Genomic DNA, 24,454 nt, shown 5'->3' with positions numbered 1-24,454 from the left:
GTGCGCGCCCGTCGCGCGGCAGCGGGCGATCGGGCTGCGAGGTCGCATGCGGCAATGCGGGTCCGCTGTCTCGTTATTTCGCGTCGTCGAGCCGGAAGACGTAGCGCAGTGCGGTGATGTCGATGCCGCCCATGTGGTCGGGCTCCGCGCCCGAGTATTGCCAGCCTTGCCGCTCATAGAACGCAATGGCGGCCGCATTGCCGTCGAGCACGTAGAGATAGAGCTGTGCTTCGCCTTGCGCGCGTGCCCATGTCTGGGCAGCCTCCATGAGCCGCTTGCCCACGCCGATGCCCTGGTGCGCCGGGAGCGCGTGCAGGTTGTCGAGCAGCGCGCCCCAGCGGGATCCGGGCTGACGCTCGGCGCAGACGAACCCGACCGGCGTGCGGCTTTCCGGTTGCGTCCCTAGCTCGGCGATCAGCACGAGGCGGCGCTCACCGCCCGGCGCTTCCATACGCGCGCGCCAGTAGGCAGCGCGTTCCGCGTCGACTTCCCGCTCGAGGAAGGCGGCCGGCAGCAGGTCGCGATACGTCGCCTGCCAGCTGGCGGCGTGCATGGCGGCGAGCAGGGGGGCGTCGGCGGTCGTGGCCGGGCGCAGCGTCAGGGAGGCGGCGGTGGGCATGCGGGGCATCGGGCATTGGGGCGAGCGACGCGAAACGAACGAAGCCGGCCGCGTCATCGCATTATTGTGCCCGATAGACGGGCGGGTGCGGCTCGGCGTCAGTTTTCGCGCCGGCGAAAAGCGAGCAAAAAAACAATCGACAATCGCACCGCGATGGTCATGTCGCAGTGCGCTCGGGAGTAGAGTGTCAGGTGGCTGTCCAGCCGCAAGGGCGCATCGTACGAGGTACGCGGGGCGCCCGCCAGGCGCGCCCCGCGCGTGGCACCGATTGCGGTGGGCTCTTGCTCCACTGCCAGAGCGGGCGTTTGCAGGCATCGTCAGCACGTCATCTGGCGACGATCATCAGGGAATGTCATGTCTACCGCGTCCCATGCTTCCTCCAGCGCATCCAGCGAATCGAAAGTCCGGACCGTTTTCCGCGTCGTCAGCGGCAACTTTCTGGAAATGTACGATTTCATGGTCTACGGCTATTACGCCTCGGCGATCGCCCGGACCTATTTCCCGAGCAACAACGCGTTTGCTTCGCTGATGCTGTCGCTGTCTGTGTTCGGCGCCGGCTTTCTCGTGCGGCCACTGGGCGCGATCATCCTCGGCGCGTATATCGATCACCACGGCCGGCGCAAGGGGCTGATCCTCACGCTCGGCCTGATGGCACTCGGCACGCTGTCCGTCGCGCTCGTGCCCGGCTACGCGACGATCGGCGTGCTCGCGCCGGCGATCGTGCTATGTGGGCGCCTGTTGCAGGGCTTTTCGGCCGGCGCGGAGCTCGGCGGCGTCTCGGTCTATCTCTCGGAGATCGCGACCAAGGGCAACAAGGGCTTCTACGTGTCGTGGCAGTCGGGCAGCCAGCAGGTGGCCGTGGTGTTCGCGGCGCTGCTCGGCGTGCTGCTGCATCGCATCTTGCCGGTCGAGGACATGACTTCCTGGGGCTGGCGCGTGCCCTTCATCATCGGCTGCTGCATCGTGCCGTTCCTGTTCCTCATCCGCCGCTCGCTGCAGGAAACCGAGGAGTTCGCGCACAAGAAGCATCGTCCGTCGGTGAGCGAAATCCTGGTCTCGATGGTGCAGAACTGGGGCATCGTGCTCGGCGGCATGGGCATGGTGATCATGACGACCGTGTCGTTCTACATGATCACGGCCTACACGCCGACCTTCGGCAAGGAAGTGCTCAAGCTCAGCGAAATCGACACGTTCGTCGTGACGGTCTGCATCGGCTTGTCGAATCTGCTCTGGCTGCCCGTGTCCGGCGCGGTCTCCGACCGTATCGGCCGCCGCCCGGTGCTGCTCGTCTTCACGATCCTCACGATTCTGACCGCGTATCCGGCCGTGCAGTGGCTCGTTGCCGAGCCGTCGTTCGGCCGCCTGCTCATGGTCGAGCTCTGGCTTTCGTTCCTGTACGGCTGCTACAACGGTGCAATGGTCGTGGCCTTGACCGAAGTCATGCCCGTCGAGGTGCGGACGGCCGGCTTCTCGCTCGCCTATAGCCTCGCGACGACGATCGGCGGCTTCACGCCAGCCATCTCGACCTGGCTGATTCACATGAGCGGCAACAAGGCGGCGCCGGGCGCGTGGATGGGCATCGCGGGCATCTGCGGGCTGATCGCGACGATCGTGCTCTATCGTTCGGCCGAAGCGCGCAATCAGTACAAGACGGTCTGACGCGGGCGCCGCCAGGCCAGGAAAAGAAAAAACCCGCGCAAGCGGGTTTTTTCATGGCGCCGACGCTTTTTGCGAAAGCGCGCCGAGGTGCGTGAATCAATGCAAACGGGCGCACTGTGCACCCGCCATCAGTCATCTGCGATCAGCCTTCGCGCAGCGCGGCGGCGACGCGCGCGACCACCTCGTCCCACGCGCCGGGCCGTGCCTGGCGCACGAGGCGCGCGCGCGGATACCAGGGGCTCGTGTCGGTGTCGGCGAACCAGCGCCAGTCGGCGGCGAACGGCAGCATCAGCCAGAGCTTCGCGCCCAGCGCGCCCGCGAGGTGGGCGATGGAGGTGTCGATGGAAACCACGGCGTCGAGACGCTCGATGACGGCGGCGGTATCCGCGAAATCCTCGAGCTTGCCGTCCAGCCGATGAATCGTGCGCGCGCGCGGATGCGCATCGAGCGCCGCGTGCTCCGCTTCGCTCAGGTGCGGCTGAAGCACGATCCAGTCGATGCCTTCGAGCGCGAACAGCGGCTCGAGCGCGGCGAGCGGCAGCGAGCGGTTTTCGTGCTTCTGGATACGGCCCGACCAGGCGAGGCCGATCTTACGCTTTGCCTGGCCGCCCAGCGAGCCGCGCCACTTGCGCAGATAGGCGGCCGGCGCCGCGAGATAGGGCATGGGCGCGGGCACGGTGTCGAAGGTCGTACCGAGCGCCAGCGGCAGCGACAGCAGCGGGCAGTGCAGGTCGACGGCGGGGCGCGGCGCGCCCTGCTCGATCAGCGTGATACGCGCGACATGGGCGGCCGGAGCGATGAGCGGCACGAGCGGCGCCTGCACTTCGAGCACGATGCGTGCGCCGCTGTGGGCGAGCGCCACGACGTTCGGCACGAAACGCACGAACTGGAGCGTGTCGCCGAAACCCTGCTCGGCATGGATCAGCAGCGTGCGGCCGGCGAGCGGCTCGCCGCGCCAGCGCGGCACGGCGGCGAGGTTGGCCGGGATTTGCGCGGACGGCGCGGCGGCCATCGTGACATCGGCGGCACGGAGGGCATGGGCGATGCCCGCGGCGCCGCAGGCGTTTTCGCGCGCGGCCGGGTCGAGCCGCCACTCGTAGGCGGGCAGGCCGCGCCGGAAGTCGCCCAGCGTGAGCAGGACGAGCGCGCGGTTCAGGTGCGCGGCGGCGAGGTCGGGCCGCACGCGCACGGCTTCGTCGAAGGCGCGCAGCGCGGCGGCGTGGCGGCCGAGCGCGTGCTGCGCCGTGCCGAGCGCGAGCCACGCGAGCGCGAATTTCGGGTCGAGGCCGATGGCGCGTTCGTAATGGCCGAGCGCCTCTTCGTGCCGCCCGAGCGCCGCGAGCGCATTGCCGAGCCCGAACAGCGCGGGCGGGAATTGCGGCTGCAGCGCGAGCGCGGCTTCGAAGCCCGCGACGGCGTGGGCGTGATAGCCGGTGGCGTCGAGCGTGTTCGCGAGGTTGAAATGCGCGGCGACGAAGCGCGGCTGAAAGCGCAGCGCCTTCTGGAAATGCTCGACGGCGCCCGCGCTGTCGCCGAGCGCGTTCAGCGCCATGCCGAGGTTGTTGTGCGCGCCCGCGTGGCCCGGGCGGATCTTGAGCGCGCGGCGAAAGGCCTCGGCGGCTTCGGCGTGGCGGCCGAGCGCGTGCAGGGCGTTGCCGAGGTTGTTGTGCGACGAGGCGTCGCCGGGCTGCAGGCGCACCGCGTGGCCGAACGCGTACATCGCGTCCTCGTGGCGGCCGATCGCCGCGTAGGCGTTGCCGAGGTTGTAGTGCGCGAGCGGGAACGTGGGCGCGAGCGTGAGCGCATTGCGAAAGCGCTCGATCGCGCCCTCGAGATGGCCGAGCGCCTTGAGCGCGTTGCCGAGGTTCAACTGGAGCGCGGCGTCGTCGGGGCGCAGATCGACCGCCCGGCGCACCAGGTCCGCGGCTTCGGCATGCTGGCCCCGCTGATGCCGCAGCACGCCGAGCATGTGCAGCGCATCGACGTGCACGGGATCGGCGGCGAGCGTCGCGCAATAGTCGCGCTCGGCGTCGTCCAGCCGGCCGTCGCGATGTGCGGCGTACGCGCGGACAAAAACCTGTTCCATAACCAGAGGGGGCAAATACTTGGGAGAAGCGAAGGCGGCATTTTCCCACACTCGGATGTGTCCCCCCCGAACCTCTCGTGTGTGTCCTGCTGGCGCGGCTTGACCTGTTGCGATGGTGCAACTAACATATGAACAACTGTTCATATGTTTTGGGTATCCACATGCTGTCCTATGCCGAGGACGAGCGCATCGTGCCGCTCGCCGATCTGTTCCGCCTGCTGGGCGACCCCACGCGCCTGCGCATCGTGCTGGCCTGCGTGCAGAGCCGCCGCGCCGTAGGCGCGATTGCCGATGCGCTCGGGCTGTCACCCTCGCTCGTGAGCCATCATCTGCGACTGTTGCGCGCCGCGCGTGTCGTACGCGCGGAACGGGAGGGCAAGCAGGTGTTTTATGCGGCCGCCGATGCGCATATCAGCGCGATGCTCGCGGGCATGCTGGAGCACGTGGCCGAGCCGGTGTCCACGTGGCAGGAGCTCGCGTGATGCGCGCCGATCCCGAGCGCGCAGGCGAGGGGGCCGCGCCGCATCATGGGGATGGTGCTCATGGTCACGATCATTCCGGTGCGCATGACCCTGCTCACGATCACCCGCATGGGCACGAGCAGGAACATGAGCACGACCATGGGCACGCCCATGGCGCCCACGGCCACCACCATCACCACCATGCCCCGTCGGCGGGCCACGGCCGCGCGTTCGCGCTGGCCGTCGCGCTGAACATCGTCATCGTGATCGCGCAGACCGTGTACGGCGTGATCGCGCATTCGACCGCGCTGCTCGCCGACGCCGGCCACAACCTCTCCGATGTCCTCGGCCTGCTGCTCGCCTGGGGCGCCGCGTGGCTCGCCACGCGCCGGCCCTCGGCGCGCTACACGTTCGGTTTCGGCAGCTCGTCGATTCTTGCGTCGCTCGCGAACGCGGCGCTGCTGCTCGTCGCCTGCGGCGCTATCCTCGCCGAGTCGATCGGACGTCTGATCTATCCCGCGCCTGTGGCGGGCCTCGACGTGTTCGTCGTCGCCACGCTCGGCATGCTGATCAACGGCTTCTCCGCGTGGCTCTTCGTGCGCGGCCAGAAGGACGATCTCAACATCCGCGGCGCCTTCCTGCACATGGCCGCCGACGCCGGCGTTTCGGCCGCGGTCGCCGTGAGCGGCCTCGTGATTCTCGCGACGGGCTGGAGCTGGGTCGATCCGGCCATGAGCATCGTGGTCGTGCTCGTGATCGTGCGCGGCACATGGGGGCTGTTGCGCGAGTCGGTGCGGCTCGCGCTCGCGGCGGTGCCCGAAGGCGTCGACATCGAGCGCATCCGCGTTTTTCTTGCGCAGCAGCAAGGCGTGATCGACGTGCACGACCTCCATATCTGGGCGCTCTCGACCACGGGCAACGCGCTGTCCGCGCATCTCGTGATGCCCGCGGGCCATCCCGGCGACGCCGCGCTCGACGCCATCGTGGGCGCGCTCGGCGTGCGCTTTCGCATCACGCACGTGACGCTGCAGGTCGATATGGGCACGAGCGCGCATCGTTGCGCGCTCGATGGCGCGCGACACATTCACCCTTGAGCGCCCGCGCGCAAGCGTCCCCATAAGCGCTATCGGGGCGTTCGGCGAGGCCTGGAGCGGGCGTACACTACGAGGCATGTCGATCGCATGGAGGTCTGCATGACCGTGGCTTCTTCCCAGCCGTCCGTGCTCATCGTCGGCGCGGGACCGACCGGTCTCGCTGCCGCCCTGAGTCTTGCCCGTGCGCGCATTCCGGTCCGCCTGATCGATCGCGCGCGAGAGCCCGGGCGTCATTCGCGCGCCATCGGCATTCAGGCGCGCACGCTCGAACTGTTCGAGCAGCATCGCATCGTCGAGCCCTTTCTCGAGCGCGGTCATCGCGCGCACGTCGCCAATCTCTATTCGAACGGCCAGCGCCGCGCGCGCCTCGATTTCGATCCGCTATTCACGCGCTATCCGTACCTGCTGTTCATCGATCAGACCGAGACCGAGCGCATTCTCGCCACGCAGCTCGCGACGCTCGGCGTGGAAGTCGAGCGCGGCGTCGAGCTGGTCGAATTCAATCAGGGCTCCGCGGGCGTGAGCGCCGATTTGCGGCTGGCGAGCGGACGCACCGAGGCACTGCGCTGCGACTGGCTGATCGCCGCCGACGGTGCGCACAGCACGGTGCGCCATCATCTGGGCATGAAGTTCGAGGGCGAGACGCTGCAGCAGTCGTTTCTGCTCGCCGACGTCGCCGCGACCACGCCCTGGCCCGAGGACGAGTTCCACGTGTTCGCCTCGGGCGACGGGTTGGCCGCGATCTTTCCATACGGACGTGGCCGTTTTCGCCTGATCGCCGATCACAAGGCGATGCTGGCCGCCGCGCCCGAGGGCGCGCTGCCGGTGCCGACGCTCGAAGAATGCCGCTCGATCGTCGAGCGCCGCGTGCATCATCCGGTCTCGGTCGCCGACATGAGCTGGGCCTCGTACTTCCACGTGAACAGCCGCATCGTGCGCTTCTTGCGCCAGGACCGCGTCTTTCTCGCCGGGGATGCCGCGCACGTGCACAGCCCCGCGGGCGCGCAGGGCATGAATACGGGCATCCAGGAGGCCTTCAATCTGGGCTGGAAGCTGGCCCGCGCGCTGGGCGGCGCACCCGACCGGCTGCTCGATACCTACCACGCCGAGCGCTATCCGATCGAGCGCATCGTGCTGCGGCAGACGAGCTTCATGACGCAGCTCGTCGAGGCCGATCACGGACCGCTCAAGCTATTGCGCGAGCGCGTGATGCCGGTGCTCGTCGCGCTCGGCCCGTTGCGCGACGCGGCGCGCGAGGCGCTGAGCGAGCTCTCGATCCAGTACCGACGCAGCCCGCTCACGCTCGAGCGGGTGCTCGACGGCGGCCCGCGCGCCGGCGAACGGGCGCCCGACGCGCTCGTGCGCGTGGTCGACGGGCCGCTCGGCAAGGCGCCGGGAAAAGGCCGCATCTTCGATCTGCACGATCCGGCGAGCTTCTCGCTGTTCCTGCTGGTGGATGGCGAAGCGGCGCGCGCCGCGGATGCCGCGGAGCATGGGCAGCCGGGAAGCGCGGCAAATGGCGCGAGCACGCGAGGCGTGGCCGATACGGCGGGCGCGCCTGGCGAGGCCACCGTTGCGCCGAACACCACATCGAATGCTGCGCCGAACGGCGCCGCAGGCCGGCTCGAAGCGCTCAAGCCCTTTGTCGAAGCCGTCGAACGGGTATTGCCGCAGTCGGTGCGTGTCTGGTGGGTGGCGGACTTGCCGGACGGCGAGGCGCCATTGGCGGGCGAGGGCGCGCCGTCGCTCGGCGACGCCTACGGGCGCACGCGGCCCGCGTTCTATCTCGTGCGGCCCGACGGCTACATCTGCGCGCGTGGCCGCACAGGATCGGACCTGCACGGCCTCGTGCGCCATTGCGAGACGTGGTTTGCGCCGGCGCCCGCGCCGCGGCCCGCGGCACAGTAGAACAGCCTCGGGCCGCAGGCAACGCAGCAAGCGCGAGAGGCCGGGCGAGAGCGCGCAGCACGCGCCACGCCTGCCTCCCGCAACGCCCGCCTCAAGCCGTCGCCGCGGGCGCGAGCGAGTCGCGATACTTCGTGAGCGCGGCGAGCACGATCTCCGTGAAGCCCGCTTCCTCGGCGTCACCGTCGAGCGCGCTCAGCAGCGTGCGGCGCATGCGCGGCTCCCAGAACTTGCGGATGTGCTCGGCAATGCCCGTGAGCGCTTCGTCTCGATCGGGCAACGAGTCGAAGAACATGCCGATCTGGTTCGCCATCTCGATCAGGTTGTCTGCTTTCATCGCGTTGTTTCCCCGCTCATTTCCCTGAAGTCGTCAGCGATTCGCGCTGGCGCAGCAACTCGAGCTGCGTCGCATTGAAACGCGAGTACTCGCGCTGCCAGTCCGACGGTTGCTGCACATGGTTCACCTGCACGGCGGTCACCTTGTACTCGGGGCAGTTCGTGGCCCAGTCCGAGGCGTCGGTGGTGATCACGTTCGCGCCCGATTCGGGGAAGTGGAACGTCGTGTAGACCACGCCCGGCTGCATGCGCGTGCTGACCTTCGCGCGCAGCACCGTGTGTCCCGCACGCGATTCGATGCCCACCCAGTCGCCGTCGCGAATGCCGCGGTCCTCGGCATCGACCGGATGAATCTCCAGCCGGTCCTCTTCGTGCCAGCGCGAGTTCTCGGTGCGGCGCGTCTGCGCGCCCACGTTGTACTGCGAGAGAATGCGGCCCGTCGTGAGCAGCAGCGGGAAGCGCCGCGTGACCTTTTCCGGCGAGGCGATGAACTTCGTGATCACGAACTTGCCCTTGCCGCGCACGAACTCGTCGATGTGCATGATCGGCGTGCCTTCGGGCGCCTCGTCGTTGCACGGCCACTGGATGCTGCCCATCTCGTCGAGCTTCTTGTACGAGACGCCGTGGAAGGTCGGCGTGAGGCGCGCGATCTCGTCCATGATCTGCGACGGATGCGTGTAGTCCATCTCGTAGCCGAGCGCGCGAGAGAGCAGGATCGTCACTTCCCAGTCCGAGTAGCCGGCGATCGGCGGCATCACCTTGCGCACGCGCGAGATGCGGCGCTCCGCGTTGGTGAAGGTGCCGTCCTTTTCGAGGAACGACGAGCCCGGCAGCAGCACGTGCGCGTACTTCGCGGTCTCGTTCAGGAAGATGTCCTGCACGACGATGCATTCCATCGACGAGAGCGCCGCCGCCACGTGCTGGGTGTTCGGGTCCGACTGGACGATGTCCTCGCCCTGGCAGTAGAGGCCCATGAAGGTGCCGTCCATGGCCGCGTCGAACATGTTCGGAATGCGCAGGCCCGGCTCGCTTTGCAGCGCGACGTTCCAGGCGCTCTCGAACTCGCTGCGCACGACGGCGTCGCTCACGTGACGGTAGCCCGGCAGCTCGTGCGGGAACGAGCCCATGTCGCACGAACCCTGCACGTTGTTCTGGCCGCGCAGCGGATTCACGCCCACGCCTTCGCGGCCGATGTTGCCCGTGGCCATCGCGAGATTGGCGATGCCCATCACCATGGTCGAGCCTTGCGCATGTTCCGTCACGCCAAGGCCGTAATAGATCGCCGAGTTGCCTTGCTGCGCGTAGAGGCGCGCGGCGGCGCGCACCTGCTCGGCGGGCACGCCGGTCAGTTCGGCCATGGCTTCGGGCGAATTCTCCGGCAGCGCGACGAAATCGCGCCACTGCTCGAACGCACGCGTTTCGCAGCGCTCGGCCACGAACGCCTCGTTCACGAGCCCTTCGGTGACGATCACGTGCGCGAGCGAGTTGATCATCGCGACGTTGGTGCCCGGGCGCAGTTGCAGGTGATGCTCGGCCTTCACGTGGGCCGTGTCGACGATATCGATGCGGCGCGGGTCCACGACGATCAGCTTCGCGCCCTCGCGCACGCGGCGCTTCAGGCGCGAGCCGAACACCGGGTGGCCGTCGGTGGGGTTCGCGCCGATCACCATGATCACATCGGAGTGATCGACCGAGGCGAAGGTCTGCGTGCCCGCCGATTCGCCGAGCGTGGTCTTCAGGCCATAGCCCGTGGGCGAGTGGCACACGCGCGCGCAGGTGTCGACGTTGTTGTTGCCGAACGCGGCGCGCACGAGCTTCTGCACGAGATAGGTTTCTTCGTTCGTGCAGCGCGACGACGTGATGCCGCCGATCGAATCGCGCCCGTACTTGTCCTGGATGCGGCGGAATTCACTGGCCGCGTACTTGATCGCTTCGTCCCAGCTTACTTCGCGCCACGGATCGGTGATCTTCGCGCGAATCATCGGCTTCTTGATGCGGTCCTTGTGCGTGGCGTAGCCCCATGCGAAGCGGCCCTTCACGCAGGCGTGGCCTTCATTGGCCTGGCCGTTCTTGTGCGGCACCATGCGCACGACCTCGTTGCCCTTCATCTCGGCCTTGAACGAGCAGCCCACGCCGCAATACGCGCAGGTCGTCACGACCGAGTGCTCGGCCTGGCCCAGCATCACGACGCTCTTTTCCTGCAGCGTCGCGGTCGGGCACGCGGCCACGCAGGCGCCGCACGAGACGCACTCCGAGTCCATGAACGGCTCGCTCGCACCGGCCGCCACGCGCGATTCGAAGCCGCGTCCGGCGATGGTCAGCGCGAAGGTGCCCTGGGTTTCCTCGCAGGCGCGCACGCAGCGATTGCAGACGATGCACTTCGACGCGTCGTAGGTGAAGTACGGATTCGATTCGTCCTTCTTGTCCTTGAGGTGGTTCGCGCCGTCGAAGCCGTAGCGCACTTCGCGCAGGCCCGTCACGCCCGCCATGTCCTGCAGCTCGCAGTCGCCGTTGGCGGGGCAGGTGAGGCAGTCGAGCGGGTGATCGGAGATGTAGAGCTCCATCACGTTGCGGCGCAGCTTCTGCAACTGATTGCTTTGCGTGCGCACCTTCATGCCGGCCTCGACGGGCGTCGTGCACGAAGCGGGATAGCCGCGCCGGCCTTCGATCTCGACGAGACACAGGCGGCACGACCCGAACGGTTCGAGCGAATCGGTCGCGCAGAGCTTGGGCACGTTGACGCCCGCTTCCACGGCCGCGCGCATCACGGAAGTGCCCGCGGGCACCGTGACGGACTGACCGTCGATTTCGAGCGTGACGTCGACGTCGGCGTGGACGAGCGGCGTGCCGAAATCGGTGTCGTCGAAGGGCGAGCGCTGCTTCATCGCCGCCGATTTGCAGGCGCAGTTGCCGGAGCCGCAACCGCCGGCTTGAGGCATGAGCGTGTCGGACATGGTGGGGGCTCCTCGTTCAGGCGGCCGCCGCGCTGGCGGCTGGCTGGACAGGTTCAAGACCGAAATCTTCGGGGAAAAAGTTCAGTGCGGAGATCACCGGATAAGGCGTCATGCCGCCCATCGCGCAGAGCGATCCGGACACCATCGTCTCGCACAGATCGCGCAGCAGCGTGACCTGCTTTTCGGAGGTGTCGCCCTTGCGGATCTTCGCGATCACCTCGACGCCGCGCGTCGAGCCGATGCGGCATGGCGTGCACTTGCCGCACGATTCGAGCGTGCAGAATTCCATCGCGTACTGGGCGAGATCGGCGAGGTTCGCGGTGTCGTCGTGGACGACGAGCCCGCCGTGACCCACCACGGCGCCCACGGCTGCATACGCTTCGTAGTCCATGGGAATGTCCCACTGGCTCTCGGGCAGATAGGTGCCGAGCGGGCCGCCCACCTGCACGGCGCGCGCCGGACGGCCGCTCGCGGTGCCGCCGCCGTAGTCGACCATCAGCTCGCGCAGCGTCACGCCGAACGCAAGCTCGACGAGCCCGCCGCGCGCGATGTTGCCCGCGAGCTGGAACGGCAGGGTGCCGCGCGAGCGGCCCATGCCGAAGTCCTTGTAGTACGCCGCGCCCTTCGCGAAGATGATCGGCACCGTCGCGAGCGTGATGACGTTGTTGATGACCGTGGGCTTGCCGTAGAGACCGGCGAGCGCGGGCAGCGGCGGCTTCGCGCGCACGATGCCGCGCTTGCCTTCGAGCGATTCGAGCAGCGCGGTTTCCTCGCCGCAGACATAGGCGCCAGCGCCCTTGGCCACGAACAGATCGAAGCGCTTGCCGCTGCCGAGCACGTCGTCGCCGAGCCAGCCCTGGACGCGCGCGCGGCGGATGGCTTCTTCGAGCGCGGCAATCGAATGCGGATACTCGCTGCGCACGTAGATGTGGCCGACCGTGGCGCCCACCGTGATCCCGGCGATCGTCATGCCTTCGATCAGCACGTAGGGGTCGCTTTCCATCACGAGGCGGTCGGAGAAGGTGCCCGAGTCGCCTTCGTCGGCATTGCAGACGATGTACTTCTGATCCGCGTGGGCCTGGGCGACGGTGCGCCACTTGATGCCGGCGGGGAAGGCCGCGCCGCCGCGTCCGCGCAGACCCGATTCGATCAGCGATTCGCAGGCCGCGGCGCTCGTCATCGTCAGCGCGCGGCGCAGGCCTTCGAGCCCGCCATGCGCAACGTAATCGTCGGTCGAGAGCGGGTCCGTGATGCCGATGCGCGCGAACGTGAGACGCTGCTGCTTGCGCAGATATGGAATCTGCTCGACGAGGCCGACCGAGCGCGCGTGCTGCGCGCCTTGCAGGAAGCCCGCGTCGAAGAGACTCGTCACGTCGGCTTCTTCGACGTTCGCATAGCCGACGCGCCCATCGGGCGTTTCGACCTCGACGAGCGGTTCGAGATAGAGCAGCCCGCGCGAGCCGTTGCGCACGAGTTCGATGGACGCGCCGCGCGCGGCGGCTTCGCGCTCGATGGCGGCGGTGATCTCATCGGCGCCTAGCGCGAGCGCCGACGAATCGCGAGGAACATAAATGCGCGTCATACGGCCTCCTCGGTGCGGGCGACGGCGGCCACGGCTTTGGCGAGCAACGCGTCGAACTTTTGCGGGGTCACGCGGGCGTGCAGCGTGCCGTTGATCATCATGGCCGGCGACAGCGCGCACTGGCCGAGGCAATAGACCGATTCGAGCTCGACTTCGCCCGCATGCTCGTGTCCATGTTCGCTGGCGTGGCCGTGCTGCTTGAAGCGGCAGCCGGTGTGCGCCTCGGCGTGCTGCGCGAGCGCCTCGCTGCCCATGCTGCGGCACGCCTCGGCGCGGCATAGCTGCACGACGACGGGCGCGGGCGGCGCGGTACGGAAATGATGGTAGTAAGTGACGACGCCGTGCACCTCGGCGCGCGAGAGATTCAGCGCCTTCGCGAGCGGGGCGACCGCGGCGGGCGGCACGAAGCCGGTTTCGTCCTGGATCGCGTGCAGGATCGCGAGCAGCGTGCGGCCCGGCTGGGCGTGGCGCCTTACGAGGTCTTCCGGCGCGCTGGTGGTTGTCTCATCCACGGTAGAGCTCCTGCGGAGGCATATATGCGCTTGCTATTCATAAAGTGCGCACCTATGCTGGGGTTGTTTTCTTGTATGCCCGAACAATAGGCCCCTGGAAAGGCGGATGCAATAGGAAGCGAGACTTCATAATGATCAAAGTCGAATGCCAGGCGCAACTGGTCGTGCGCGACGCGCAAGGCCGCGAGGCAAGCCTGACGGACGTCGTGCCGCTGCTCGCGCTCGTCGCGGAGGAAGGCAGCATTGCGCAGGCCGCGCAGCGTAAGGGTTTGTCCTATCGCCACGCGTGGGGCCTGTTGCGGGATCTGGAGGAGCGTCTGGGCGGCGCGCTGATCGCCAAGGCGCGTGGGCGTGGCTCGGTGCTCTCGGAACTGGGCGAAGCGGTGCTGCGCTCGCAGCGCCTGAGCGTGGAGCGCCTCTCGGGCAACCTCCAGGCGCTCGCGAGCGAAGTGGCGAGCGACCTCAACCGCTGGCTCGCGCCCGACCGGCAGGATCTGCGCATCCATGCCTCGCACGGCTATGCAGTGGCGGCGCTGGTCACTGCGCTCGTGGCCGACCAGGTGCCCGTGGAGATCAAGTACCGCGACAGCGTCGACGCGATCACGGCGCTCGCGCGCGGCGAATGCGACCTCGCGGGCTTCCATCTGCCGCGCAGCGACTTTCGCGAAGCGTGCGCCGACGCCTACCGCAACTGGCTCGATCCGCAGCGCCACGTGCTGATCCACCTCACGCGCCGCAAACAGGGCCTGTTCGTCGGGCGCGGCAACCCGCGCGCGATCGCGGGCCTCGCCGACCTGTCGCGCGGCGACATCCGCTTCGTGAACCGGCAGCCGGGATCGGGCACGCGTCTCCTGATCGACTTGCTGCTCACGCGCGTGGGCGTCGACCCGGAGCGGGTGAACGGCTATGCCTCCTCGGAGCTTACGCATTCGGCGATCGCGGCATTCGTCGCGAGCGGCATGGCCGACGTGGGCTTCGGCGTAGAGCCGGCGGCGCATCACTTCGGCCTCGATTTCATCCCGATCGCCGACGAGGACTACTATTTCGCCTGCGAACGCGCGCAACTGGAGCGCGAGCCGCTGGCGAGCGTGCTCCAGTTGCTGCGCGGCGCGCCGTTCCGTGAGTCCGTGGCGCAACTGGAGGGCTACGACCCGGGCGAATGTGGCGCCGTTGTGCCGCTGGGCGCCGGCTGGACGGGGAGGACGCCGGCGCCGGCAGGTTGAGAGGGGCCGGATCTTGTAATACGGAGCAATATGGCCGCCGGTTGGCGCTGCAGAGTGCGCCACTTTTTGTGATACTTTGGGCCGGTACTGGCTTCCCTGTTTCAGATGCGCGTCACCCGCGCCGATCGACCATGAAATTCTTGCTTAATGTTTGTATCGCTGCCGCGACCGCGGGAGCGCTGTTTGCAACCGTCAACATTGCTTTCGCGCAGAACTCGCCGGGCGTGCCAGGCGGCATTCTCTCCGACGAATTCAAGATCAACGAGCATCCGCAAATGCCGTTCGCGGCATCGGCGCCTTCGAACAAGTATCAGCACGGCAAGCCGTCGGCGATGCGCAAGAAGGGCGATCTCGGCGACCCGAATGGCTGTAACCTGCAGTGCCCCCAGGATAATTGACCGGCGGGCTGGCAGCGCGAGGGCGCCATGGGTGCGCCTGTCGCTGCCATTGTCGTGCGGTTAATTCAGGCATTAAAAAACAAAAACTCGCGAAGCTTTTCGGGCTGTCGCGAGTTTTTGCTTTATTTCAAGAAAATCTGGTGGGCCGGCGTCTGCCAAATTCGATTCCGTTGTAGTCCATCGCAGTCCACTAAACCCTTTATCATCAAGGCATTGCGTCGCTTGGTTGTGCATTCCAGTCTAAATCAGCGGGAAATTCCAGAATCGGCCCCTGATGCGGGATGGGCTCCGGTCCCTGATAAGTCAACTGACCATACATAAAATCGACGCCGACAGAATCAATCAGCCCCTCTGTCTGCCCGTAGTTCAAGATGATGATGGGCGCAGAACCTAGCGCAAGTTGCAGAAACATGTTCCTAGCAAACGGAATTCCAACGCTTGCAATGAGCGCCTCCATCATGGTCAGCCGGATACCGGCAAAGATAACCGAACCGCTCCATCCGGCAATGTATCCGCCGGAACCATCAAAAGAAATGGTACCGCCTTCGAAATCTTCGATGTGTAGCTCCGCCCCATGAAATGCCTCAGTCATGTAGACCGCGCCACCGCTTGTAAATCCTTTGCCGGATACGCTCCCAGAGAAATTCCTGTCGAGAATGGTCAACTTCGGCAATTCCAGTTTGCTCAACTTGACGTGCCCCAGACCCAGAAGTGAAGCAGCGAGTCCCGAGCCAGTATATTTGAACTGCTGCGCGCGCCCGGACGGCTCGTCGAGGACCAGGACGCTATCGGTTACGGTCAGAAAGTCAAACCCGAGATTGACGCCCGCGTCTGTGTCATAGGACCAATTGCTTTTCCTTTTCAGAATCATGAGTGATCCACTGAACTTCTCTTTAGCCCCCCGACCATGCACAGGGCGGAAAACGCTCCCAGCAGAAGCGAAACCACCCAGCGGTCCAAGAACGTATCAATCTGGGCCGATGCCCTCGGCATGGCTGGGTCGTAGCGAATATCAACCCGGTCGCCAATATCAAGTGCAGTAACGCTTCCTGGTTGGGCTGAAACAAGTTCGCCGGCGTTGGTTACAAAGGTGATCTCAGGATGGTGGCCGCCATGCGGCAGACTGGTCACCCCACCTCTCGCCGTGAGCGATAAATCAAGAAAATTCCGCTCATGGTTGACTGCCAGAACCGTCCCACAGGCAGTAACGATGCCAACCACAAAGGCAAGATATCTTCCGGGAAATAGCGGCTTAGTTGGCAGGATTTTCCTTGATATCAAAGGTGGCCGTTACCATTCCTCCGCTTCCGCCCATGCTGTTTTGCACGACGTACTCTTGCGTAACCTTGGCGAATGAAAGAGCGACGTGCTCAAGATATGAATTTCCAACCACAACCGGCCTGACGCGTGTTAACACGACGTTGTTCATCGTGATCTTCAGAAAGTCAAGCGGTAGACCACCCGCTTTACGTACCGAGAGGACGACCTTTGGAATGTGGCGGCCCGTCAGGCAATAGCGCATTAAGTTGGGACTGGCCCGGTCGATGTTATGTACGACTACAAGATCGTCGATGGTTGCTTTCGCGGCTCCGCCGCCAGAACCGTTCATCATGCTCGATTGCTGCGACATATCCCAATGCCAGCTAACAATATCAATCTCGCCACGGTGGATTTCGTCTTGTGACTCTCCGGCGATACCATCAATCTTGAGAAAACTGTCAGCCATTGCGATGCCCTTTAAGATTTCGGGACCCTTCAGACTACTCCGCGTTCGCAACCAGCTTGGTAAAGAAACGTCAAATACTGATCTATGCCACGGCAGCATCAGCCAGATAAATCGTTGGCGGCGTTGCTACCCTCCGCCGTTCTCGCGGCTGGCCTGTCCCTGTTCAATGATTTCCATCAATTCTTCGTCGGTCAGTTCGCGATAGTTGCGCGGCACGGGTTCGCCGTCGCACTTCACGTTAGCGTACAGGGTAGGCCGCTCAAAACCTCGGTCCAGCAGTTCGCGGATCGCCGCCAGCCGCCTCGTCTCGTTCTCGGCGTGGCGTATCAGGTCCACCAGCCGCTCGACAGCCTCACCGGCATAGACGCCCGCCAGCGCCTTGATTTCCCGCGTCGCGTGGTTCGCGTGCCTGCCTTTCGGCCGCCCGTCTTGCGCCCGATTGCCATGCTGCACTCCGTCTATTCGCCTCTACTTTTGACGTGCCGCGCGTTGGCGGTCCAGTCGTCCACCTGTGCGCCTGCCTTCAGCCGGTCGAGATAGTCGGCCCACTTCTGCGTCAGGTCGCACCGCGCATCGAGCCACTGCGTGCGGTTGTAGGCACGTCCAAGGCTGTTGCGCACTTCGTGGGATAGTTGGAGTTCGACCACTTCGACTGCCACGCCAAGAGTCTCAACTGCGAGCGCGCGCGTCGTCGCCCTCCAGCCGTGCGGCAGTGCCTCGTCGGGCGTGTAGCCCAGGGACATGGGCACTCTGCGTCGTATGGAGTGTTGGTATCGCGGCTGTTGGTATCGACCTGCTGGCGGTCTGAAATACCAACGGATGTACCAACACGTACCAACAGAAATACGCAGACTATCCCAACGTGTTCCAGAAAGCAAAAACCCGCGAAGCCTTGCGGCCACGCGGGTTTGGAGCGATTCGGCAGTCACTGCCAGTTTATGTCTTGGTGGAGCCGGCGGGAATCGAACCCGCGTCCAGAAGCAGTCCATAACCAGTTCTACATGCGTAGTTCTGTCATTTGATTTAACCGCAGCGACGCGGACGAACACGCTGCGCTACGGCGATTCACTAGATTTTCGACTCTGGCGTCGTGACGCCGACAGAGCTTAACTGACGTAAATGACCTCTGGCGGTATTGCTACCGGTCTTGCGACGCTAACCCGTCAGTGAGCCAGGCAGAGGACGGCGGCCCTTAGGCTGCCAGTGCGAACGTATCGTCGTTTGCAGTTACGTTTTTCCCATTGATTAACGAGGTGACGGGTCCTCGGCATGCCCTGATTACTTCATAACCCCTGTCGAAACCAGGTCGGCCCCGGGGTGAACCTCAATTATCCCATAGTTCGGCAGATGAGGCTAACCGCGCCCGAATCAAGGGTGCGTGCGCGTCAATGCTCTCGCTGGCCGTGGCCAAGGTCGCTGTGTCAGGTGCGCTGGCCCACGTGCTGGAGCAGGGAAAACAGCGTCGCGGCCGTATCGGCCACGTAGTCGGCATTCCATTGCGACGGCGGCTCGACGTTGCCGCAGTAGCCGTAGGCCGCGGCGATGGTCGCCATGCCGGCCGCCTGGCCAGCCTGCACATCGCGCAGGTCGTCGCCCACGTAGATCGCGCACTCCGCCGCGACACCGAGCGCCTGCGCCGCATGCAGCAGCGGGGCGGGGTGGGGCTTCGAGTAGGGCGTCGTGTCGCCGCTCACGACGCAGGCCGCGCGCGTATCGAGATGCATCAGCTTGACGAGCGGATCGGTCAGCCGCGCGACCTTGTTCGTGACGATGCCCCAGCGCACGCCACGCGCGTCGAGATCGTCGAGCACCGCGTCGATGCCCGGGAAGAGCACCGTCTCCACGCGCAGGTTGGCGGCGTAGTTGGCGAGGAACTCTTCGCGCATCGCGGCGAACTCGCGGTCGTCGGGGCCGATGCCGAATGCGCCGCCGATCAGGCCCCGCGCGCCCGCCGAGGCGAGCGGGCGCAACTTCTCGTAGGGCGCCGGCATGAGGCCGCGCGCGTGGCGCATCTGGTTGACCGCGGCGGCGAGGTCGGGCGCCGTGTCGGCGAGCGTGCCGTCGAAGTCGAACAGCACGGCGTCGAATGCGCCGAGCGCCGCGCCGTGGTGCGGCGCCGGCGTGCTTTCAAGCGGGGTCTGGGTCATGTCGGAAAGTGATGCGCGTGGGGCGTCAGGCGTCGCGGCGGCAGGCAACCATATAGTTGACGCTGGAGTCGTTCGACAGCGCGAAGCGCCGCGTGAGCGGGTTATAGGTGATGCCTTTGATCTCGGCCGGGCGCAGGCCGGCTTCGCGCACGAAACCCGCGAGCTCCGAAGGGCGAATGAAGCGCGCGTAATCGTGCGTGCCCTTGGGCAGCATCTGTGCGATGTACTCCGCACCGATCACGGCGAGCAGGTACGACTTCACATTGCGGTTGAGCGTGGAGAAGAACACCCAGCCGCCCGGCTTCACGAGCGTTGCGCAGGCCTTGACCACGCTCAGGGGCTCCGGCACGTGCTCGAGCATTTCCATGCAGGTGACTACGTCGAACGAAGCGGGCTCGCGCGCGGCGATTGCTTCGGCCGCGATCTCCTCGTATTCGACGGTGATGCCGCTTTCGAGGCTGTGCAGGTCGGCCACCCCCAGCGCTTCGCTGGAGAGGTCGATGCCCTTCACATTGGCGCCGAGGCCCGCCATCGATTCGGACAGGATGCCGCCGCCGCAGCCGATATCGAGCACACGCTTTGCAGGCAGATGCGCATGACTGTCGATCCAGCCAAGGCGAATGGGATTCAGTTCGTGCAGCGGCTTGAATTCCGCGTTCGGGTCCCACCAGCGATGAGCAAGATCACTGAACTTCTGCAACTCGTGGGGATCGGCGTTGGTCATGTTGGAGCGGCCTCTGGCGGGACCAGGGCGGGTGAAAATAAGTAAGCCCTGAGTATATAGGCGGGGGCGCGCAGCGGCAAAATGGGCTGCGATGCCTGGGCCTTCAATGCTGGGCGGATAGACGCAGGTTCGGCGGCAGATACGGGCAATTGTCTGCCGGATGCTAAACAGCCGAATGAAGACGAATAGAGGCGAATAAAAAAAGCCCCGCCGAAGCGGGGCTTTGAGACTTGCTGCGGCAACGCGCGGATTACTGCTGCGGTTGCACTTCTTGTTGCTTTTGCGTACCGACAACTTCGACTTCCACGCGGCGATCCGGTGCGAGGCAGGCGATGAGTTGCTTGCGGTTCTTCTGGTTGCAGCCAGTCGTAACCGGGTTGCGCTTGCCCTTGCCTTCCGTGTAGATACGCTCTGCCGGAACGCCCTTGCTGACCAGGTACGACTTGACGGCTTGCGCACGGCGCAGCGACAGACGGTCGTTGTAGGCAGCCGAGCCGATGCGGTCGGTGTAACCCGTTGCAACGACGACTTCGAGGTTCAGTGCTTCGATCTTGCTTGCCAGATCGTCCAGCTTTTCCTTGCCAGCCGGCTTCAGGATAGCCTTGTCGAAGTCGAACAGGGCGTCAGCTTGATACGTGATCTTCTGGCTCGTGATGGCCGGCGGTGCAACCGGAGCCGGCGGCGTGGGTGCCTGGGCGACCAGGGCGCCATCGCACTTTGCGTTGGCGGTGGCCGGCGTCCAGAATGCATCGCGCCAGCAAAGCTCGTTCGTGCCGTTCATCCACACGTATTCGCCGGTACCATTCACCCAGTTGTCATTGACGGCTTGTCGCGACGCCGGCACGGATTGTGCCTGAGCGGATGCAGCCACAACTGCGGTAGCTGCAATGAACGCGAGCTTTGAAAGTTTATTCATATTTCTCCTCTCGAAATTGAGATTACCGCAGGTTTACTGCGAGCCATATGACGAAGACTAGTCATACATTGCTCGAAGTATAACATTGGCGAGTTCAGGGTCACGTCTTGTGTAGACTTCGAGCGGTGTCTAACTTTGTGCGTTGGCATTTTGCCATATCGTTCCCGTCCGACGATAAAAAAAATCCGCCCCTTTCATTGGGGCTTGCCGAATGTGGTACACCCGCAACAAAAAGTTCCCGCTCGATCTCCTGGTAGTGTGCCTGGTTGATGGGGGAGTGCAAGAAGTCTTGCAACGGGGGCTGCGCTTTGTCACGCGAATGACGCCTCCATGTCGTATGCGCATGATATCGGCCGCTTCGATGCGATGCGCTCGAACCGCTTTGCGCCGTTTTGAGCCGCTCGGGCTCGTCCCGCTAATAGGTATACGCACATGGCGCGCACGCGGCCCCCAGGCGGCGGGCAGGGGTCTCGCGCATGATAGAATCATAAGATTGCGCTGCGTCTGCGGCGTCCATGCGACAGCAGGGCGTGCTACGTGGCTCTGGCTAGCCGGCAGGCTTTGCCGGACCGTCCCGTGCGCCCGACAACGACATCGATAATGGATCAATTCGCCAAAGAGACTCTGCCTATCTCCCTCGAGGAGGAAATGCGCCGCTCGTATCTCGATTACGCGATGAGCGTGATCGTCGGGCGGGCGCTTCCGGATGTGCGTGACGGCCTGAAGCCCGTGCACCGGCGCGTGCTGTACGCGATGCACGAGTTGAACAACGACTGGAACCGCGCTTACAAGAAGTCGGCGCGTATCGTCGGCGACGTGATCGGTAAATACCACCCGCACGGCGACACGGCTGTCTACGACACCATCGTCCGGATGGCGCAGGACTTCTCGCTGCGCTACATGCTGGTCGACGGCCAGGGCAACTTCGGCTCGATCGACGGCGACAACGCCGCGGCCATGCGTTACACCGAAATCCGCATGGCGAAGATCGGCCACGAGCTGCTCGCCGACATCGACAAGGAAACCGTCGACTTCGGGCCGAACTACGACGGCAGCGAGAGCGAGCCGCAGATCCTGCCCGCACGCATCCCGAACCTGCTCATCAACGGTTCGTCGGGCATCGCGGTCGGCATGGCCACGAACATTCCGCCGCACAATCTCAACGAAGTGGTCGACGCTTGCCAGCACCTGCTGAAAAATCCGCAGGCCACGATCGATGAGTTGATCGAGATCATCCCGGCGCCGGATTTCCCGACCGCCGGCATCATCTATGGCGTCGCCGGCGTGCGCGACGGCTATCGCACCGGGCGCGGGCGCGTCGTGATGCGTGCGGCCACGCACTTCGAGGAGATCGATCGCGGCCAGCGCATGGCGATCATCGTCGACGAGCTGCCGTATCAGGTAAACAAGCGTTCGCTGCTGGAGCGCATCGCCGAGCTCGTCAACGAGAAGAAGCTCGAAGGCATTTCTGACATTCGTGACGAGTCCGACAAGAGCGGCATGCGTGTCGTGATCGAGCTCAAGCGCGGCGAAGTGCCCGAGGTCATCCTCAACAATCTGTACAAGGCGACGCAGCTGCAGGACACGTTCGGCATGAACATGGTCGCGCTGGTGGACAACCAGCCGAAGCTGCTGAACCTGAAGGAAATGCTCGACCATTTCCTGTCGCACCGCCGCGAAGTGCTCACGCGGCGCACGGTCTACGAACTGCGCAAGGCCCGCGAACGCGGCCACGTGCTCGAAGGTCTCGCGGTCGCGCTCGCGAACATCGACGATTTCATCGCCATCATCAAGGCCGCGCCCACGCCGCCGATCGCGAAGCAGGAGTTGATGAACCGTCCGTGGGATTCCTCGCTCGTGCGCGAGATGCTCACGCGCGCGGAGCAGGAGAACGCCACCGCGGGCGGCCGCGAAGCCTATCGTCCGGAAGGGCTGAACCCGCAATACGGCATGCAGGCGGACGGCCTCTATCGTCTGTCCGACACGCAGGCGCAGGAAATCCTGCAAATGCGTCTGCAACGCCTGACGGGTCTGGAGCAGGACAAGATCATCGGCGAGTACCGCGAAGTGATGGCGCAGATCGCCGACCTGCTCGACATCCTTGCGCGCCCCGAGCGCGTAACGACCATGATCTCCGACGAACTCATCGCGATCAAGAGCGAATTCGGCGATGCCCGCCGCTCGAAGATCGAGATGAACGCGACCGAGCTCAACACCGAAGACCTGATCACGCCGCAGGACATGGTGGTGACCATGTCGCACGCGGGTTACGTGAAATCGCAGCCGTTGTCCGAATATCGCGCCCAGAAGCGCGGCGGTCGCGGCAAGCAGGCGACTTCGATGAAGGAAGACGACTGGATCGACACGCTCTTCATCGCCAACACCCACGACCACATCCTCTGCTTCTCGAACCGGGGCCGTGTGTACTGGGTGAAGGTCTATGAGGTGCCGCAGGGTTCGCGCAATTCGCGCGGCCGTCCGATCGTCAACATGTTCCCGCTCCAGGACGGCGAGAAGATTACCGTCGTGCTGCCGGTGAAGGAATTCTCGGCGGACAAGTTCGTGTTTATGGCGACTGCCCTCGGTACGGTCAAGAAGACGCCGCTCGAAGCGTTCAGCCGCCCGCTGCGCAAGGGTATTATTGCGGTCGGCCTCGACGACGGCGACTATCTGATCGGCGCGGCCATCACGGACGGCGAGCACGACGTGATGCTGTTCTCGGACGCGGGCAAGGCAGTGCGCTTCGACGAGAACGACGTGCGTCCGATGGGCCGCGAAGCGCGTGGCGTGCGCGGCATGCAGCTCGAAGACGGCCAGCAGGTGATCGCGCTCCTCGTGGCCGGCGACGAACAGCAGTCGGTGCTCACCGCAACGGAGAACGGCTACGGCAAGCGCACGCCGATAACCGAGTACACGCGACATGGCCGCGGCACGAAGGGCATGATCGCGATCCAGACGTCCGAGCGTAACGGCAAGGTGGTGGCCGCCACGCTCGTCGACTCCGAAGCCCAGATCATGCTGATCACGACCACGGGCGTGCTGATCCGCACGCGCGTCTCGGAGATCCGCGAAATGGGCCGTGCAACGCAAGGTGTTACACTCATCAGCCTTGACGAAGGCACGAAGCTTTCCGGCCTGCAGCAGATCGCGGAGGCCGATGCCGAAGGCGACATCGCTGAAGGCGAGGGTGAAAGCGAGGAGTAATCCTCGCGTGCAGGTATGTGCAGGTTGATGTGGCCCGGCGGCCCGCGTGAGCGGGCCGCTTCGTGTCAGGATGCCGTGGGCGATTGATTGAGTGGCCAACGGTGCTGAAGGTGCAGAATGGCGCCGGGCGAATCGTTGGATCGGGCGGCGGGCGCGCAGCGCGCCCCGGAGCGCCCCACGGTTCGCGCGGCAGGCGGTTCGATTATTTTCTCAGAGGGAGTAATGATGCAAAAACGATTCAAGCAGGTGATGTTGCTGGCCGCTCTCGTGCCGACGTTCGCCATGGCGCAGGCGCTTCAGAATCAGGCGCCCGCACAGGCGCCGGCTGCTGCCGCAGCACCGATCGATCCGGCCAAGCAGGCCGCGATCAAGGACCTGCTGGACGCGATCGACGCACAGAAGCTCGTCGGCGCAATCGGCAACAGCGCGCAAATGCAGGCGAAGCAGCTCGTCCCGGCGATCCTGTCGGACGCGCTGTCGGAAAACAAGACGATGACGGACAAGCAGAAGCAGGCTTCCGTCCCGACGCTGCAGAAAAACGCCGTGCCGAAGCTGGTTGACTCGGCAGGCCAGGTCTTCACGACCCCGGCATTCCAGCAAGACGCGATGCAAGCTCAGTACGACGCTTATGCGAAGTACTACAGCACGTCGGAAATCAAGGATCTGACCACGTTCTACCGCAGCCCGACCGGCCGCAAGTTCATCCAGGTTCAGGACCAGGTTGGCCGCGACGTCGTCAACGGCCTGATGCAGAAGTACATGCCGCAGTCGATCAAGGCTACGCGCGACCAGGCCGACAAGGAAGTCGCTTCGGTCAAGCTGGGCAAGTAAGCATCGTCCGCAGCGCCTCGTCCGGCCCGGTTGCTGGTGCGCCTCGCGGCGCATAAAGACGGGCCAGATCGGCGCGC

General features: G+C 65.1%; 22 protein-coding genes and 1 other RNA gene. 8 read left to right on the top strand and 15 right to left on the bottom strand.

Annotated elements, in window-relative coordinates; genetic code table 11:
- Window positions 1–73: 73 nt before the first annotated feature.
- Complete coding sequence (locus U5775_RS03225; RefSeq protein WP_322056879.1) at window positions 74–619, bottom strand: GNAT family N-acetyltransferase; 546 nt, start codon at window positions 617–619, stop codon at window positions 74–76.
- Between the two features lie 354 nt (window positions 620–973).
- On the opposite strand from U5775_RS03225, the gene U5775_RS03220 reads away from it, so the two are divergent.
- Window positions 974–2,278 carry an MFS transporter gene (locus tag U5775_RS03220; protein ID WP_322056675.1) on the top strand — a complete coding sequence of 435 codons (1,305 nt, stop codon included), beginning with the start codon at window positions 974–976 and terminating at the stop codon, window positions 2,276–2,278.
- Window positions 2,279–2,420: 142 nt separating this feature from the next.
- On the opposite strand, the gene U5775_RS03215 is transcribed toward U5775_RS03220, so the two are convergent.
- Window positions 2,421–4,364 carry a tetratricopeptide repeat protein gene (locus U5775_RS03215; RefSeq protein ID WP_322056674.1) on the bottom strand — a complete coding sequence of 648 codons (1,944 nt, stop codon included), beginning with the start codon at window positions 4,362–4,364 and terminating at the stop codon, window positions 2,421–2,423.
- Between the two features lie 128 nt (window positions 4,365–4,492).
- On the opposite strand from U5775_RS03215, the gene U5775_RS03210 reads away from it, so the two are divergent.
- From U5775_RS03210 to U5775_RS03200, 3 genes are all read left to right on the top strand, one after another.
- On the top strand, window positions 4,493–4,846 hold the full coding sequence (locus U5775_RS03210; RefSeq protein ID WP_322056673.1) for a metalloregulator ArsR/SmtB family transcription factor: 354 nt from the start codon (window positions 4,493–4,495) through the stop codon (window positions 4,844–4,846).
- The gene (locus tag U5775_RS03205) at window positions 4,846–5,919 is read left to right on the top strand and encodes a cation diffusion facilitator family transporter (protein ID WP_322056672.1); all 1,074 of its coding nucleotides are present in this window, start codon (window positions 4,846–4,848) and stop codon (window positions 5,917–5,919) included. The genes U5775_RS03210 and U5775_RS03205 overlap by 1 nt, the downstream gene beginning before the upstream one ends.
- Window positions 5,920–6,018: 99 nt before the next feature.
- Complete coding sequence (locus tag U5775_RS03200; RefSeq protein ID WP_322056671.1) at window positions 6,019–7,827, top strand: FAD-dependent monooxygenase; 1,809 nt, start codon at window positions 6,019–6,021, stop codon at window positions 7,825–7,827.
- A 91-nt stretch (window positions 7,828–7,918) separates the two neighbouring features.
- Here U5775_RS03200 and U5775_RS03195 read toward each other — a convergent pair whose 3' ends face one another.
- From U5775_RS03195 to U5775_RS03180, 4 genes are read right to left on the bottom strand one after another with little or no spacing between them, the layout of a single operon-like run.
- On the bottom strand, window positions 7,919–8,161 hold the full coding sequence (locus U5775_RS03195) for a formate dehydrogenase subunit delta (protein ID WP_322056670.1): 243 nt from the start codon (window positions 8,159–8,161) through the stop codon (window positions 7,919–7,921).
- Between the two features lie 16 nt (window positions 8,162–8,177).
- Entirely contained in the window at window positions 8,178–11,114 is a 2,937-nt protein-coding gene (fdhF, locus tag U5775_RS03190) for a formate dehydrogenase subunit alpha (protein ID WP_322056669.1), read from the bottom strand.
- Window positions 11,115–11,130: 16 nt separating this feature from the next.
- Complete coding sequence (locus U5775_RS03185; protein WP_322056668.1) at window positions 11,131–12,696, bottom strand: formate dehydrogenase beta subunit; 1,566 nt, start codon at window positions 12,694–12,696, stop codon at window positions 11,131–11,133.
- Window positions 12,693–13,208, bottom strand: a complete 516-nt coding sequence (locus tag U5775_RS03180; RefSeq protein WP_322056667.1) for an NAD(P)H-dependent oxidoreductase subunit E — start codon at window positions 13,206–13,208, stop codon at window positions 12,693–12,695. Before U5775_RS03180 ends, U5775_RS03185 begins: the two co-directional genes overlap by 4 nt.
- A gap of 131 nt (window positions 13,209–13,339) precedes the next feature.
- Here U5775_RS03180 and U5775_RS03175 point away from each other — a divergent pair, with 131 nt between their 5' ends.
- Complete coding sequence (locus tag U5775_RS03175) at window positions 13,340–14,431, top strand: substrate-binding domain-containing protein (RefSeq protein WP_322056666.1); 1,092 nt, start codon at window positions 13,340–13,342, stop codon at window positions 14,429–14,431.
- A 131-nt stretch (window positions 14,432–14,562) separates the two neighbouring features.
- Window positions 14,563–14,829: a hypothetical protein gene (locus U5775_RS03170; protein ID WP_322056665.1), complete on the top strand. Its 267-nt coding sequence runs from the start codon at window positions 14,563–14,565 to the stop codon at window positions 14,827–14,829.
- Window positions 14,830–15,034: 205 nt separating this feature from the next.
- On the opposite strand, the gene U5775_RS03165 is transcribed toward U5775_RS03170, so the two are convergent.
- The 9 genes from U5775_RS03165 to ompA all read right to left on the bottom strand — a co-directional run bounded on the left by U5775_RS03165 (window position 15,035) and on the right by ompA (window position 20,342).
- Window positions 15,035–15,700 (bottom strand): hypothetical protein, encoded by a 666-nt coding sequence (locus tag U5775_RS03165; protein WP_322056664.1) that lies wholly within the window; start codon window positions 15,698–15,700, stop codon window positions 15,035–15,037.
- Window positions 15,697–16,050, bottom strand: coding sequence for a DUF3592 domain-containing protein (locus U5775_RS03160; protein ID WP_415913504.1), 354 nt, complete (start codon window positions 16,048–16,050; stop codon window positions 15,697–15,699). Before U5775_RS03160 ends, U5775_RS03165 begins: the two co-directional genes overlap by 4 nt.
- 31 nt (window positions 16,051–16,081) lie before the next feature.
- A complete protein-coding gene (locus U5775_RS03155; protein WP_322056662.1) occupies window positions 16,082–16,555 on the bottom strand; it encodes a type VI secretion system tube protein Hcp in 474 nt (157 codons plus the stop codon).
- Window positions 16,556–16,681: 126 nt separating this feature from the next.
- The gene (locus U5775_RS03150; protein ID WP_322056661.1) at window positions 16,682–17,008 is read right to left on the bottom strand and encodes a hypothetical protein; all 327 of its coding nucleotides are present in this window, start codon (window positions 17,006–17,008) and stop codon (window positions 16,682–16,684) included.
- 5 nt (window positions 17,009–17,013) lie between these two features.
- On the bottom strand, window positions 17,014–17,298 hold the full coding sequence (locus U5775_RS03145) for a hypothetical protein (RefSeq protein ID WP_322056660.1): 285 nt from the start codon (window positions 17,296–17,298) through the stop codon (window positions 17,014–17,016).
- A 201-nt stretch (window positions 17,299–17,499) separates the two neighbouring features.
- Window positions 17,500–17,869: a transfer-messenger RNA gene (gene ssrA / locus U5775_RS03140) on the bottom strand.
- Window positions 17,870–17,976: 107 nt separating this feature from the next.
- A complete protein-coding gene (locus tag U5775_RS03135) occupies window positions 17,977–18,702 on the bottom strand; it encodes an HAD-IA family hydrolase (protein ID WP_322056659.1) in 726 nt (241 codons plus the stop codon).
- A gap of 25 nt (window positions 18,703–18,727) precedes the next feature.
- Window positions 18,728–19,426, bottom strand: coding sequence for a bifunctional 2-polyprenyl-6-hydroxyphenol methylase/3-demethylubiquinol 3-O-methyltransferase UbiG (ubiG, locus tag U5775_RS03130; RefSeq protein WP_322056658.1), 699 nt, complete (start codon window positions 19,424–19,426; stop codon window positions 18,728–18,730).
- Window positions 19,427–19,676: 250 nt separating this feature from the next.
- Window positions 19,677–20,342, bottom strand: a complete 666-nt coding sequence (ompA, locus tag U5775_RS03125; protein ID WP_322056657.1) for an outer membrane protein OmpA — start codon at window positions 20,340–20,342, stop codon at window positions 19,677–19,679.
- A 600-nt stretch (window positions 20,343–20,942) separates the two neighbouring features.
- Here ompA and gyrA point away from each other — a divergent pair.
- Window positions 20,943–23,546 carry a DNA gyrase subunit A gene (gyrA, locus tag U5775_RS03120; RefSeq protein WP_322056656.1) on the top strand — a complete coding sequence of 868 codons (2,604 nt, stop codon included), beginning with the start codon at window positions 20,943–20,945 and terminating at the stop codon, window positions 23,544–23,546.
- A gap of 225 nt (window positions 23,547–23,771) precedes the next feature.
- Window positions 23,772–24,377, top strand: coding sequence for a DUF2059 domain-containing protein (locus tag U5775_RS03115; protein ID WP_322056878.1), 606 nt, complete (start codon window positions 23,772–23,774; stop codon window positions 24,375–24,377).
- The last annotated feature ends 77 nt before the right edge of the window (window positions 24,378–24,454 follow it).

The sequence above is a fragment of the Paraburkholderia sp. J63 genome (genome assembly GCF_905220245.1).
Lineage (GTDB): Bacteria > Pseudomonadota > Gammaproteobacteria > Burkholderiales > Burkholderiaceae > Paraburkholderia.
Note: the sequence above shows the minus strand (reverse complement) of the source record. Positions and strands in the feature narration are given on the sequence as shown.